We start from the raw sequence: 13,349 nt of genomic DNA, 5'->3' as shown, positions 1-13,349 counted from the left end.
CCGGATTTACACCAGCACTTAATCCCTGGTTCCAGCGATGACACCGGGCTCTCGATGTGGCCGGCGCCGCACTCGCATCCCCGTGCCCGAGGCCGTCACGGCGTGCGGAACCCCCGGAAGGTCACGTGCTTCCGGGTCTCGAAACCGAGCCGCTCGTAGAGAGCGATGGCGCCGGTGTTCGTCTCGGCCACGTGCAGGAAGGGACGTTCGCCCCGAGCCACGATGCGCGCGACGAGCGCGCCGACCAGGCGGGCGGCGTGGCCTCGCCCGCGTGCCTCAGGAGCCGTGCAAACGGCGCTGATCTCGGTCCATCCCGGTGGCCGGAGACGTTCGCCCGCCATCGCCACCAAGGTGCCGTTGTCGCGGACGCCGAGAAAGGTGCCGAGTTCATGGGTGCGTGGCCGGAACGGCCCCGGTTGGGCCCGCGCGACGAGGTCGAGCATCTCGGGCACGCTGTCCGCGCCCAGTTCGATCACGCCGGTGTCGACCTCGGCATCGTGGGGTCGGCTGCCGCCGGTCCAGACCATCTGCCGGCCTTCGAGGACGAAGACCGGCTCCCAGTCCGACGGCGGGGTCGCCGGGCAGCTGAACATGTCGGCGAACTCCCCTGGACCGAGCAGCCGAGCCAGGTCGGCCCACTCCTCCGGATCCGGGTCGGCGGTCACCGCGGAGAAGGTCGCGACTCCCGGCAGGTAGGTGGCGGCCCTGCCGAATCGGCGGGCGAGATGTGCGTGGTGACCGCGGAGTGATTCGCCCACCGGGTCATCGAGTGCGACGGCGTCGCGGTTCCCCATCGTGCTGCACCTCTCGTGTCGTACGGGCTCTATCAGGATTCCGTACGGGCCCACGCCAGGTCGCTCTCGCCTCCTCTCAGCCGAAGTGCCGGATTCGGGTGGCCGTCGCGGGCGCGTAGGGCGGCCAGTCGTTCACCGATCCGGTCGTGACGAACTCGGCGACCGCGGTCGCGAAGCTGCGTCCCAGAGCCCGCTCGGCGTCTGTGGGCCTGCCCAGCATCGGGCTGTCCGGGTATGCGTCGAAGGTGTTGAAGAGGAAGGGCAGTTCGCCGCAGTGGGTGGCGCCCAAGGCGTACTCGTCCTCGGCCGGCTGGTAGTCGAACCGGTAGACGTAGGTCGCGTTGCCGCCTGCCGCGTGGTGGTCGGCGATCTGCAGCGAGCCGTCACGGAACAGCTCGTCGGTCTGCACCGCGGTGAAGATCTGCGCCGGTGTCGCCTGCGGAAGCCGGGCGGCATGCCGCTGGTAGACCTCGTGCGCCTGTTCGCCGATCTGACCGGTCAGGATGTCCAGCGCGCCCGCGGACGTGAGGTTCTGGATGTGCGGGTCGAAGGCGTAGAAGGCCGTCGCCTCGTCCCGGGCGGTACCGATCAGCAGCGCCTTGCCTTCCAGGGCGCCGTCGGCGAGCGCTCGCTGCCAGGCGCGGGGAACACCAGGGCCGCCGAGCACCGGATACATCGGCGGGGCGACGTTGCCCGGACGCGCGAGTCGCCCCGCGAGCCGCCCGTAGGCGGACAGTAGTTGTTCGACGGGCAGTGCGCGCAGTGCCGTTGCGGCGTCAGCGCCGGCCGGCACGCCGAGCAGCCGCAGGTATGCCTCGGCGTTCTCGGCCGCGTTCTGCGGGTCCTGCGGCGGCAGGCCGAAGGGACCGCTTTCCAGCAGCACCCGGGTGACGAGTCCCGTCGTCTGCGGATCGAGCGCCAACGACAGGGCCGAGTACGCTCCGGCCGACTGCCCGCCGACCGTCACCTCGCGCGGGTCGCCGCCGAAGGAGGCGATGTTGTCCTGCACCCAGCGCAGCACGGCGGCCTGGTCCTGGGGGCCGAGGTTGGCGGCGCCGATCTCCGGCAGGTACAGGTAGCCGAGCGGGCCCACCCGGTAGTTCGCGGTCACCACCACCATGTCGCCCAGTGCGGCCAGCGGGCCCCCGTCGTACCAGTCCCATCCGCCGGAGCCGCTGGTGAAGCCGCCCCCGTGCCACCAGACCAGGACCGGGCGGGGCGCACCGCCCTCGAACGCCCGTAGCGGACTGTGGACGTTGACGGTCAGGCTGCCGTCCTCGTTCCAGTCCGGCGCGCGGTGCCCCATCACCTGTTCCAGCCGGGAGGCCGCCTGCGGGACAGCCGGTCCGGCCTGCGCCGCCTCCCTCACCCCGGTCCATCCCGGGTGCGGCTGCGGCGGCGCGAAACGCAGCTCACCGACCGGCGACGCGGCATAAGGGATTCCCCGGAAGGAGATCACCTCGCCCTGCGCGACGCCCCTGATCTTGCCGCGGTCCGTGTCCACGATCCGGCCTTCGATGCCCGTCATCGTGCTCACCTCTCTGGTCTCGGCTGCTCTGAGTCGTTTCTATCCGGGAGCATCGATCTGAGCTAGAAAGAGAGCTCTCAGGCGCTGAAGAAGGACATACGATCTTGCGATATGGAGAAAGTCGGCCATCGGCTGAATGAGACGGACAGCCGGATCGCCGCCGCGATGCTGGCCTCCCCGCGTGCCTCGTGGCGCACGGTCGGCCGCGTCCTGGGCATCTCGGAGCGCACCGTGGTGCGTCGTGCGGCACCGCTGTTCCATGACGGAACGCTGCGGGCCACAGCCGTGCGCAACCCCGTGTGGTTCCCTGATCTGATTCCGCTGGCCCTGCGCATCCGGTGCCGGCCCAACCGGATCAGCGCCATCGCCGCCACCCTGGCCCGCCGTCCCGACACGATCTGGGTGGACGTCCTCGGCGGTGGCGACGAGATCTGCACCATCCTGTTCCTGGACGGGCCGGACGCACGCAACACACTGTTGCTGCGCGACCTGCCCGCCACACCCGCGGTCCAGTCGTGGATCTCTCATGTCCTCCTGCGGGTCTTCCCAGCCGCCTTCGACTGGAGCGGCGGCCTGCTGTCGGAAGCCGAGCTGTCCGGCCTGCGGCCGGACACATCTACCGCACCCGCCCGCTCCGCCCTCCTGCCCGTCGACCACCAGTTGATCGCCGCGCTGACCGAAGACGGACGAGCCTCCTACACCGACCTCGCCGCCCGCGCCGACACCACCCCGCTCACCGCCCGCCGCCGGCTGGAGGCACTGGTGGGCGGCCAGATCCTCAGGCTGGCGACCGAAGTCGACCTCGCCCGGCTGGGCATCCGCACCGAGGCACTCCTATGGATCACCGTCGCACCCGGCGGCCTGGAGGAGACCGGCCATCAGCTCAGCCGCCACCCGCAAGTCCGCTTCACCTCCGCCACCACCGGCCCGGCCAACCTCCTCGTGGCCGTCGCCGCGGCCGACCTCAACGCGCTCTACCACTTCCTGAGCGACACCATCGGCGCCCTCGACCACATCTCCACCGTCGAGGTCACCCCCATCCTGGCCGGGGTCAAACGGACCGGTCTGGTCCGCCCAGGAAGCCTCTGAGCTTCGGCAACGTCGCCGTCCCCACAGCGACGGACGCGCGACCGGTGGCCGGGTGACGCGATGGCGTTCTCCGGCCGAAGCATGGCCCAGCGGGCGGGTCAGAGGAACGTGGCGACGCGAGCGGCGAACTCCTCCGGAGCGACGATGTCGACACCGAGGTTTTCGGCCGTGGCCTTCTTCGACCCGGCTTTCTCGCCCGCGACGACCAGGCTGGTGCGGGCGAAGACCGATGAGGACGCCTTACCTCCGGCGCGTTCGATGAGCCATCTCGTCGACCAGGATCGTGGCGCGTTCGGGGCCGACGCCCTCGACCTGTTGGAATGCCTCGGCGTCGGCGGCTCGGATGGCGTCCATCGTCGCGAAGTGCGCATCTTCCCATCCGTGCCGAGCATCCAGCGGGCTCTGCAGAGCGTGGATGTCAGTGGCTTGACGTTTAATCGAGGCGTGGACATAGGTGAGCGCATTGCTGAGCTGACCGCTGAGGTCAAGCGGCTGAACGACCTGTATTACGGCACCGGCGACAGCCCGCTGCCAGACGCCGACTACGACGCGTTGAAGGACGAGCTGGCGGCGCTCGTCGCCGAGCACCCGGAGCTGGAGCCGGCCGACAGCCCGCTCGGCAAGGTCAACGCGCCCGCAGAGCTGACCGGCCCGACGGTGCGGCACGCGCGTCCGATGCTCTCATTGGCGAAGGCGACGGGTGAGGAGCAGATCCGTACCTTCTGTGAGCGCTTCGGCGGCCAGGTGTTCCGTGTGTCGGAGAAGCTCGACGGACTTTCGCTCAGCGTGGTCTACCTCGACGGGAGCCTGGACCATGTCGCCACGCGCGGCACGGGCACGGTCGGTGAGCTGGTGACCGAGAAGGTGCGGTACGTGATTCCCGGTCTGCCGGTCGAGATCGACGTGCCGGGGCGTGTGGAGGTCCGCGGTGAGGCGGTGATGCTGCGGTCGGTGTGGGCCGCCTACAACGAGGCGCACCCGGACCGTACGCTGACCAACCCGCGGTCGGGCGCGGCCGGGACGCTGGTGCTGAAGGACCCCGCGGCGGCCGCGGCCGCCAAACGGCTGCTGCGGTTCTTCGCGTTCGGTGCCGACCGTGACGGCGCCGCGCTGGAGATCCCGGCGGGCTTCGAGCCGGTCGCCCAGTACGTCTGCGCGAGCGTCGAGGAGGTGCTGGCGGCGATCGACGCGATCGGCGGCCGCCGCGACGGGCTGGACTACGACATCGACGGCGCGGTCGTCCGGTTGCACGAGCCGGCGGCGTTCGACGCGGCGGGCTTCAACAGCGCCGAGCCGCGCGGGGCGATCGCGTTCAAGTACCCGCCGGAGGAGAAGCTGACGAGGCTGCTGTCGGTGGAGTGGCCGGTGGGCAAGATCGGCAGGGTTCCGCCGCGCGCGAGGGTCGCGCCGGTGTTCGTCGGCGGCGTGACCGTGGAGAACGTCACCCTGCACAACCCCAGGCTGATCCGTGAGCGCGACTTGCGGATCGGGGACATGGTGGCGGTCGTACGGCGCGGCGACGTGATCCCGTTCGCGGGCCGCTCGCTGCCTGAGGAGCGCGACGGAACCGAGGTCGAGATCATCCCGCCGGCGCACTGCCCGTCGTGCGGTTCCGAGCTGGAGGTCCGCGGCACCGGTGAGGAGCGCTGGTGTGTGAACCTGCAGTGCCCGGCGCAGGCGACGCGCCGACTGATGCACTGGGCCTCGCGGCAGGCGGCCGACATGGAAGGCGTCGGCGACGTCTGGATCGAGAAGCTCGCCGAGGACGGCGTGCTCAAGCGCCGTAGCGACTTCTATGACCTGACGGCTGAGCAGTTGCTCGGCTATGAGCGGATGGGCGAGGTCAGCGCCAGGAACATGGTCGACTCGATCGCGTCCTCGAGGGGCATGGGGCTGCGGCGCGCGCTGATCGGCCTGGCGATCCCGATGGCCTCCGAGGGCACGGCCAAGCGCCTGTGCCTGGCCGGCTACGAGCGCATCGAGGACGTCGCCGCGGCGACGGCCGAGGATCTGGTGGCGATCCGCGACATCGGCCCGAGAGTCGCCGCGAGCGTCGTCGCGTTCTTCGCCCGCGTGGAGGTCAAGGAGGAGATCGCCAGGCTGCGTGAGCGCGGCGTCGACCTCGACGTGCTGGAAGAGGACCGGCCGCTCGACGCGGCGGCCGCGGGCGAGTCTCCGCTGAAGGGTAGGTCGGCCGTGATCACCGGTGCGTTCACCGACCCGCGCTCGGGCGCGAAGATCAGTCGCCCGGACGTCACGCGCCTGGTCGAGCAGGCGGCGGCGACGACCGCCTCGTCGGTCTCGGCCAACACCGACTACCTGCTCGCCGGCGACAACGTCGGAGCCGCCAAGACCGGCAAGGCCGAGAAGCTCGGCGTCACGATCGTCCGGCAGGACGAGCTGTGGCAGTGGCTGGCCAAGGCCGGCGTGCTCTAGTGCACATCGGCTCGCCACCCAGTCCGGCCAGCTTTTGGCCCCACCGCCGCGATCGCCACGCTGGCGACCGCGGCCGGTCACCGCGTCGCCATGGTGAAGCCGGCACAGGCCGGTCTCGCCCCCGGCGAGCGGCCCGACGTCGAGGAGGTCGCGCGCCTCGCCGGGTCGGTCACGCTTCGGGAACTGGCCCGCTATCCCGAACCACTCGCCCCGGCAACCGGCGCGCGCCGCAGCGGACTGCCTCCGGTCCGCCCCCGCGCGGCGGCGGAGGAGGCCGCCCGGCTCGCCGACGACCACGATCTCGTCCTGATCGAGGGCGCCGGCGGCCTTCTGGTCCGGTACGACGACGAAGGTAGGCGCTTCGCGGACGTACCGGTCGCGCTGCGCTCGCTGGGCGTCGACTCGTCCGTCCTGGTCGTCACCACCTCCGGGCTCGGCACCCTCAACACCACCGCCCTTTCCGCCGAAGCCCTGCGGGCACGTCGGCTGCCCCTACTCGGCCTGGTCATCGGCAGCTGGCCCGCCGCACCCGACCTGGCGACCCGCTGCAACCTGGCCGACCTGCCGACCGTCGCCGGCGCCCCGCTTCTGGGCGCCCTACCGGAGCGGTGCACCCGAACCGATCGGAAAGGGTTCGAGGCCGTCGCCCGCCGTTCCCTCGCGCCCAAGCTCGGCGGGACGTGGGACGCCGCGGCATTCGCCGACCGCCATGCGCCGCCGCCACCGGTCCCGAACGGGCGACCGCGCAGCTGACCCGGAGAACCCGCTCGGACAAGAGCACAGCTCGACTGCACATCGGCATCGAGGCGGGCCCGCTGAATGGTCGCGGAGAATCAGCGCTGTTTGTCCCCGTCGTCGACTACGAGTTCGGCGAGTCCTTTGAGCAGCTCAGCGGTCTTGGGGCCCTTGGCGGGGTGGATGGCGTTGGGGACGGTGTCGAGCAGGATGTATACGACGGCCGATGGTCCGGTACGGCCGGTGAGGCTCCAGTCGTCTCCGTCGGCGCGGACGATGGCCGTCTCGTCGTTCGTGAGGTAGCGGCGGACTCTGCCGTACGGCGCGACCTCGTCGGCGAGTTCGGTGAAGGCAACGGCTTCGCTCGTAGCGACATCATGCCTGGTGGGTACGGCAATTCCGGCCCTTCAACCTCGCCACCGGCACTGGAGGTGGGCGCCTGCCGTACCGAGCACCGAAGCCCTCACGTAGTGGCGTCCTTGGCGTACCGGCCGGGCGTCACGCCCATGATGTGCTTGAACGTCCGTGTCAGGTGCGCTTGGTCGTAGAAGCCGACCTCCACAGCGATTCGGGCGAGCGGCATCCCTGTCCTCAGCAACGCCTTGGCGCGCCGCACGCGTACCTGCGTCTGGTACGCGTGCGGCGTCATGCCCACGGTCTCGCGGAACACGCGGCACAGATGGAACGCGCTGAGACCCGCCCACCCCGACAACGTCCGTAGGGAGACGTTCTCCTCGGCGTGCTCTTCCAGGTATTCCCTGCTCAGCCGGACCGCTCGAGGCTCGGTGCCCGGAGAACGAGGAGTCCGCGGCGGTACGGCGTGGCGGCCGACGAGCAGGACGAACGCCTCGGTGAGGAGCACCTCCCGTTCGAGCATGCTCGATCCGGGTGATTCCGAGAGGCAGTGGAAGCGCCGCAGCCGGGCCACGAGGCCATGATCCCGGACGATCTCCGCGTGGAACTCGGGGAGCGCGGGCCCGCGTCCGGGGAACTCCGCCGCTATCTCCCGCAGCAACTCCGCACGCGGATATAGGGCCCGGTAGGTCCACGAGCCTTCGTCCGGCGGACCACCGGCGTGGTTCTCCTCAGGGTTCAGCACGATCACATCGCCCGGGGTGATGACGTGCCGGTCGCCCCGGTAGGTGGGCGTGGCGACGCCCGCCTCGGTGAGCGCGATGAAGAACTCCTCATGCGCGTGCGGGCGGAAGGTGAACTCCCTGACGGTGGCCTTGAACAACTCCAGGCTGCCAAGGTCCGCCGCGCACCACATCCGCGCGTCGGACGTCCCGGTCATGGAACCATCCTGGACGACAGCAATCCGGTACAAGAACGCGGGCCCGTCTCCTCCTAGCGTCCGGTGACATCCACGGACGCCAGGAGGAACAGGTGGACACTTCCGCGAAGACGGTGCTGGCCCGTACGGCCGAGATCGCGATCGACTGGCTGGAGACGCTGGAGCAGCGTCCGGCCGGGGAAACGGCCGGCGTGCAGGAGTTGCGCGCCCGGCTCGGCGGGCCGCTGCCGCGCGACGGCATCGGCCCGGTGACGGTGGTGGAGGAGCTGGCCCGCGCCGCCGAGCCGGGGCTGGTGGCCATCCCCTCGGGCCGCTACTTCGGATTCGTGATCGGCGGCGGGCTTCCGGCGGCCGTGGCGGCCGACTGGCTCACCTCAGTCTGGGACCAGTGCCCCGCGCTGTACGCGTGCGGCCCGGCCGCGACCGTGGCCGAGGAGGTGGCGGGCGCCTGGCTCGGGCAGTTGCTGGGACTGCCGCCGCACGCCTCGTTCGCCTTCGTGCCCGGCTGCCAGACAGCTCACCTGACCTGCCTGGCGGCGGCGCGGCATCACGTCCTGCACGCGGTGGGCTGGGATGTGGGGGAACACGGTCTGGCCGGCGCGCCGCCGATCCGCGTCCTGGTGGGCGAACGGCGGCACGCCAGCATCGACCGGACCTTCCGGTGGCTGGGCATCGGACGGGCGTCGCTGACGGTCGTCCCCGCCGACGGTTCCGCCCGGATGGATGCCACCCGGTTGCGCGCGGCGCTGTCCGGCGGCGACGGCCCGACGATCGTGTGCGCCCAGGCCGGCGAGATCAACACCGGCGCCTTCGACGACCTCGACGCGATCGCCGACGTGGCGGCCGAGGCGGGGGCGTGGCTGCACGTCGACGGGGCGTTCGGCCTGTGGGCCGCCGCCAGCCCCCGGTTCCGCCATCTGGTCCACGGCGCCGAACGCGCGGACTCTTGGGCCTTCGACGCGCACAAGTGGCTGAACGTCCCCTACGACTCCGGCATGGCCTACTGCGCTCACCCTGACGCCCACCGCGCCGCGATGAGCGTCACCGCTGACTACCTGGTTCAGGGTGGCCCCGGGCAGCCCCGCGAACCCATGGACTGGACACCCGCCTTCTCGCGCCGCGCCCGCGGGTTCGCCGTCTACGCGGCGCTGCGTTCGCTCGGGCGGCAGGGCGTCGCGGACATGGTGGAACGTGCCTGCGACCACGCCCGATCGTTCGCCGAGGGCCTGGCCACCATCCCCGGTTGCCAGGTACTTAACGACGTCGCGATCAACCAGGTGCTCTTCCGGTTCGAGGACGACGAGATCACCGATCGGGTCCTGCGCCGCGTGGTGGACGGCGGCGAGGTGTGGATGAGCGGGACGACGTTCGACGGCCATCGGGCCATTCGCATGTCCGTGTCCAACTGGCAGACCACCGACCATGACATCGCCCGCGCCCTCGACGCGTTCCGCGAGGCTGCGTCCTGTCGTGTGTGATCACCCGCATCGAGCTGTGGGACCTGTTCAACGACAAGGCGATCGGCGGCGAGGAGCAGGCCTTTCGCATCGTCATCCGCAGCTCGCCGTGGCGCGTCCCTACGGCAGAAGGGGCTGAAAGGGTCGACGATGGACGATGGCTACTGGATGGACTACGGCGACGACTGGCCGCCGCCAGAGGCCTTCGGGCTGCGCCCGCAGCCGTCGCGTCCCCGCCGGCTCCTCCGGGCTTTACGCCTGCACGGCGCTCCGATCATGGGCTGTGCCGTCTGCCTGTGGTGGTCGCTCCGTGAGCTGCTCATCGTGCTGTTGAGCTGACCGATGCGCCCCGCTCCCCTCCGAGACCGAGGAGCGGGACGCCTTGGCGACCGACGAGCGGTCTTGACAGGACGGGAAAACCTTTGCACGCTCTCAACGGCGTTTCCGTACGGTGAGGGTGGGCGTGATGGGCATTCGAACTCCCCGGGCCGCCGTCGGCCTGGCCGGCCTGACGGCGTTGATCGCGTCCCTCGTCGCGACGCCGGGAGCGGCAACGGCGGCGCGTCTCTCCCCGGGTGCGGTTCCCGGAGGGCAGGCGGCGCGGGCCACGGCGGCTCTCCCTCCTGAGCAGCGGGCGGCGCGACTCGTCGCTCAGCTGACGCTGGACGAGAAGATCTCGCAGTTGCACGGCATCCAGGACGCCGAGCACCTCCGTTATGTCCCCGGCGTCCCCCGGCTCGGCATCCCGCCCCTGCGGATCACGAACGGTCCGGCCGGCATCGGCCACAGCGACGACCGCCCGTACAAGCCCGCCACCGCGCTGCCCGCGCCGATCGGCCTCGCGGCGACCTTCGACACCCGCCTCGCCGAGGTGTACGGGACGGTGCAGGCGGACGAGACCCGCGACCTGGCGCACGGCCTGATCGAGGCACCCGACATCAACCTGACGCGCGTTCCGCAGAACGGCCGGACCTTCGAAACGTACGGCGAGGACCCGTACCTCGCCGGGCGGCTGGCGGTCGCGAACATCCGCGCCATCCAGCGGAAGGGCGTCATCGCCGAGGTCAAGCACTTCGCGGCCAACAACCAGGAGACCGGCCGGCTGACCGTCGACGAGCGGGTCGACGAGCGGACCTTGCAGGAGCTCTACCTGCCCGCCTTCGAAGCGTCGGTGAAGGAGGGGCACGTCGGATCGGTCATGTGCGCGTACCCGAAGGTGAACGGCTCCTACGCATGCGAGAACTCCTACCTGCTGGACACCGTGCTGCGCGGGCAGTGGGGTTTCAACGGGTTCGTGCAGTCCGACTTCGGCGCGACGCACAGCACGGTGCCGTCCGCGCTTGCCGGTGAGGACCTGGAGATGGCGACCGGCACGTACTTCGACACCGCGATGCGCCAGGCCGTCGAGTCGGGCCAGATCAAGGTGTCGGTGATCGACCGGATGATCGCGCGGCGGTACGCGGTCATGATCCGGGCAGGTCTCTTCGACCGGCCGCTCACTCCGGCTCCCATCCCCGCCCAGCAGGACGGCGCCATCGCCAGGAGCATCGCCGAGCAGGGCACCGTGCTGCTCAAGAACTCCGGCGCGCAGCTCCCGCTCGATCCCGCCCGGACCCGGTCGGTCGCGGTGATCGGGCCGTACGCCGGCGCGGCGCGCACCGGTGGCGGCGGCAGCTCGCAGGTGCTGCCCCTCTACACGGTGGACCCGGTCACCGGCATCAAGAACCCGCTGCCGTCCGGTTCGACCGTCTCGTACGCAGACGGCTCCAACGTGACGGCCGCCGCGACGCTCGCCCGGTCGGCGGACGTCGCGATCGTCATGGTGGGCGACGACGAGAAGGAGGGACAGGACCGAACCGGCCTGTCCCTGTCCGGCGACCAGGATCGGCTCGTCGCAGCGGTGGCGGCGGCCAACCCGCACACCGTCGTCGTCGTGAAGAGCGGCGCGCCGGTGCTCATGCCGTGGCTGGACAAGGTGCCCGCCGTCGTCGAGGCGTGGTACCCCGGAGAGGAGGACGGCAACGCGGTGAGCGCCGTCCTGTTCGGGGACGTCAACCCGTCCGGCAAGCTTCCGGTGACATTCCCGCGTGCCGATGGAGACACCCCGGCGCACACGCCGGATCGGTGGCCCGGCGTCGGAGGCACGGCGACGTACTCCGAAGGTCTGCAGATCGGCTACCGCTGGTACGACGGCCAGGACATCACGCCGCTGTTCCCGTTCGGCTTCGGCCTGTCCTACACCACCTTCCGGTACGGGCGGCTGCACGTCAGTCCGGTGCCGGCGCGCGATGGCAGGGTCACGGTCCAGGTGGACGTCACCAACACCGGGCGCCGGGCCGGCACCGACGTGGCGCAGGTGTACCTGAGCGATCCGGCCCTCGCCGGCGAACCGCCCCGCCAGTTGAAGGGCTTCCAGAAGGTGTCCCTGCGGCCGGGCCAGACGCGGCGGCTGACGTTCACCCTCGACCGACGGGCCTTCTCGGTCTGGGACACGGCCGCACACGCCTGGACGACCGTTCGCGGCTCGTACCAGGTCGCGGTCGGCGACTCGTCCCGCGACCTGCCACTTCGCGCCACGGTCCACGTCGCCGGCGCGGCGCGTTCCTGACATGAGCGAGAGTGCGGGGTCGGCCGCGGAGCGGCTTGGCCGGGTCGCGGCGAAGCTGGAGGGGCTGAGGGCTCGAAGCCGGCCGGACGTACGGATTTCGCAGCGATATGTTCTGAAGCCGGCGCTGGCCGAGGACGCGGTGATCGCGTTCGAAGAACGCCACGGAGTACGGCTGCCGGAGGAGTACCGCGCCTTCGTCACGACGCTGGGCAACGGCGGCGCCGGGCCGTACCGGGGCCTGGAACCCCTGGACCCGGATCGGCACCACGTGAGCCTGATGGAGGGTTTCCCGTTTCACCCCGAGGAATTCGTGGGTCCCGCGTGGACGCGAGGTCACGGACCCGATGCGCTGTCCTGCGGCACCTTGTGGCTGAATCGCCAGTACGACGAGGAATGGAGGTACCACGATCCCGCCGAGATCTGGACCCTGCTGGTCGTGAGCGGTCCGGGACGCGGACGGATGGTCGTGGTCGAGAAGGACAACGACTTCTTCGACCCCATCTATCATCCGGCCCGGGACTTCATCGCATGGTATGAGGATTGGCTGGACAGGGAGGTCTCCGGCGGCCGCTCCCGGCTTCGGACGAACGACTTCGAGCGGCCGGGCGATTCTCTGGGTCACTCCGATGTCGAGGAGGCGGTGTGGGCCGCGCGGACGACAGGGGTGTTGGCGCGGGTGTTGCAGCATCAGCGCCCCTCGGCGCTGCAGATCGCGAATCTCGGAGCGACCGCCGCACCGCCGCGACCGGCGCGTGTGCGCGCCGCCGCGATGTGGGCGCTGGCCACCGGATGCAGCCAAGGCGCCACCTCGGCGATCGTGCCCGCGCTGCGTGACACCGATCCCACGGTACGGCTGCAGGCGGTGAGAGCGTTGCGTGCGCAGCAGGACGCCGACGCCACCGTGGTCTTCGACGCGGTGCGCCCGCTTCTGGCCGACGTGACTCCCGCCGTCCGGCGGGCGGCGATATCTGTTCTCACGAGAATCCCGGACGCTGAATCCGCGACCGTACGGGACACGCTGCGCCCGCTTCTGACCGACTCGGATCCGGGAACCCGTGCCGCGGCGTTCGAAGAACTCGCCCACCGCGACGAATGGGCGTTCGACACTGTGCGCGACCTCGTGGGGAGCCCTGACGCCGAGATCCGCAGATCTGCGTTGGTCGCGCTGCACAACGCCCATTGGCTGGCGGTGCGGGAAGACCGCGACCATGCCGTCTCACGCGCGGCCGTCCGTGAGATCGCGCAAGGACGGCTCGCGGACACCGACGCCGCGGTCCGCGAACGCGCCGTACGCATTCTCGGAAACATCGCCGACGCGGAGTGAGTCAGCCGGTGGTGCGGGGGGGCGGGGGGGGGGGTCGGGGAATCTGGGGCGGGACACGAATTCAGGGTGGGGGGGGGTTTAGGA

Annotated in this window: 10 protein-coding genes and 1 pseudogene; 7 read left to right on the top strand and 4 right to left on the bottom strand. The window is 70.7% G+C overall.

Features of this window, described 5'->3' with window-relative positions:
- Positions 1-95: 95 nt before the first annotated feature.
- Together AB0I04_RS33950 and AB0I04_RS33945 are read right to left on the bottom strand one after the other, a co-directional pair.
- The gene (locus tag AB0I04_RS33950; protein WP_360893899.1) at positions 96-794 is read right to left on the bottom strand and encodes a GNAT family N-acetyltransferase; all 699 of its coding nucleotides are present in this window, start codon (positions 792-794) and stop codon (positions 96-98) included.
- A gap of 76 nt (positions 795-870) precedes the next feature.
- Positions 871-2,322: a carboxylesterase family protein gene (locus tag AB0I04_RS33945; protein ID WP_360893896.1), complete on the bottom strand. Its 1,452-nt coding sequence runs from the start codon at positions 2,320-2,322 to the stop codon at positions 871-873.
- Between the two features lie 111 nt (positions 2,323-2,433).
- Between AB0I04_RS33945 and AB0I04_RS33940 the strand changes: the two genes are divergently transcribed.
- Positions 2,434-3,411 carry an AsnC family transcriptional regulator gene (locus tag AB0I04_RS33940; RefSeq protein ID WP_360893893.1) on the top strand — a complete coding sequence of 326 codons (978 nt, stop codon included), beginning with the start codon at positions 2,434-2,436 and terminating at the stop codon, positions 3,409-3,411.
- A gap of 98 nt (positions 3,412-3,509) precedes the next feature.
- Here AB0I04_RS33940 and AB0I04_RS33935 read toward each other — a convergent pair whose 3' ends face one another.
- Positions 3,510-3,782: a BRCT domain-containing protein gene (locus tag AB0I04_RS33935; RefSeq protein ID WP_360893890.1), complete on the bottom strand. Its 273-nt coding sequence runs from the start codon at positions 3,780-3,782 to the stop codon at positions 3,510-3,512.
- Here AB0I04_RS33935 and ligA point away from each other — a divergent pair.
- Positions 3,670-5,847: an NAD-dependent DNA ligase LigA gene (ligA, locus tag AB0I04_RS33930; RefSeq protein ID WP_360893887.1), complete on the top strand. Its 2,178-nt coding sequence runs from the start codon at positions 3,670-3,672 to the stop codon at positions 5,845-5,847. The two genes, AB0I04_RS33935 and ligA, sit on opposite strands and share 113 nt — an antisense overlap.
- A gap of 36 nt (positions 5,848-5,883) precedes the next feature.
- A pseudogene (gene bioD / locus AB0I04_RS33925) lies at positions 5,884-6,600 on the top strand (ATP-dependent dethiobiotin synthetase BioD); the annotation flags it as partial.
- 445 nt (positions 6,601-7,045) lie between these two features.
- On the opposite strand, the gene AB0I04_RS33920 reads toward bioD, so the two are convergent.
- Positions 7,046-7,876, bottom strand: coding sequence for an AraC family transcriptional regulator (locus AB0I04_RS33920; RefSeq protein WP_360893884.1), 831 nt, complete (start codon positions 7,874-7,876; stop codon positions 7,046-7,048).
- Positions 7,877-7,968: 92 nt separating this feature from the next.
- On the opposite strand from AB0I04_RS33920, the gene AB0I04_RS33915 reads away from it, so the two are divergent.
- The 4 genes from AB0I04_RS33915 to AB0I04_RS33900 all read left to right on the top strand — a co-directional run bounded on the left by AB0I04_RS33915 (position 7,969) and on the right by AB0I04_RS33900 (position 13,265).
- Positions 7,969-9,354, top strand: coding sequence for a pyridoxal-dependent decarboxylase (locus tag AB0I04_RS33915; protein ID WP_360893881.1), 1,386 nt, complete (start codon positions 7,969-7,971; stop codon positions 9,352-9,354).
- A gap of 129 nt (positions 9,355-9,483) precedes the next feature.
- Positions 9,484-9,672, top strand: coding sequence for a hypothetical protein (locus AB0I04_RS33910; protein ID WP_360893878.1), 189 nt, complete (start codon positions 9,484-9,486; stop codon positions 9,670-9,672).
- A 127-nt stretch (positions 9,673-9,799) separates the two neighbouring features.
- Complete coding sequence (locus tag AB0I04_RS33905) at positions 9,800-11,941, top strand: glycoside hydrolase family 3 C-terminal domain-containing protein (RefSeq protein WP_360893875.1); 2,142 nt, start codon at positions 9,800-9,802, stop codon at positions 11,939-11,941.
- Between the two features lies 1 nt (position 11,942).
- The gene (locus AB0I04_RS33900) at positions 11,943-13,265 is read left to right on the top strand and encodes a HEAT repeat domain-containing protein (protein ID WP_360893872.1); all 1,323 of its coding nucleotides are present in this window, start codon (positions 11,943-11,945) and stop codon (positions 13,263-13,265) included.
- Positions 13,266-13,349 lie beyond the last annotated feature (84 nt).

Source organism: Actinoallomurus sp. NPDC050550 (assembly GCF_040655075.1).
Classification (GTDB): Bacteria; Actinomycetota; Actinomycetes; order Streptosporangiales; family Streptosporangiaceae; genus Actinoallomurus.
The sequence above is the reverse complement of the archived record's forward strand: the minus strand, read 5'-3'. Positions and strand labels throughout refer to the sequence as shown.

Coding starts and splice junctions, on each gene's coding strand:
- AB0I04_RS33950 (WP_360893899.1), bottom strand. CDS start 794: ATGGGGAACCGCGACGCCGTCGCACTCGATGACCCGGTGGGCGAATCA.
- AB0I04_RS33945 (WP_360893896.1), bottom strand. CDS start 2,322: ATGACGGGCATCGAAGGCCGGATCGTGGACACGGACCGCGGCAAGATC.
- AB0I04_RS33940 (WP_360893893.1), top strand. CDS start 2,434: ATGGAGAAAGTCGGCCATCGGCTGAATGAGACGGACAGCCGGATCGCC.
- ligA (WP_360893887.1), top strand. CDS start 3,670: ATGAGCCATCTCGTCGACCAGGATCGTGGCGCGTTCGGGGCCGACGCC.
- AB0I04_RS33935 (WP_360893890.1), bottom strand. CDS start 3,782: ATGCGCACTTCGCGACGATGGACGCCATCCGAGCCGCCGACGCCGAGG.
- AB0I04_RS33920 (WP_360893884.1), bottom strand. CDS start 7,876: ATGACCGGGACGTCCGACGCGCGGATGTGGTGCGCGGCGGACCTTGGC.
- AB0I04_RS33910 (WP_360893878.1), top strand. CDS start 9,484: ATGGACGATGGCTACTGGATGGACTACGGCGACGACTGGCCGCCGCCA.
- AB0I04_RS33905 (WP_360893875.1), top strand. CDS start 9,800: ATGGGCATTCGAACTCCCCGGGCCGCCGTCGGCCTGGCCGGCCTGACG.
- AB0I04_RS33900 (WP_360893872.1), top strand. CDS start 11,943: ATGAGCGAGAGTGCGGGGTCGGCCGCGGAGCGGCTTGGCCGGGTCGCG.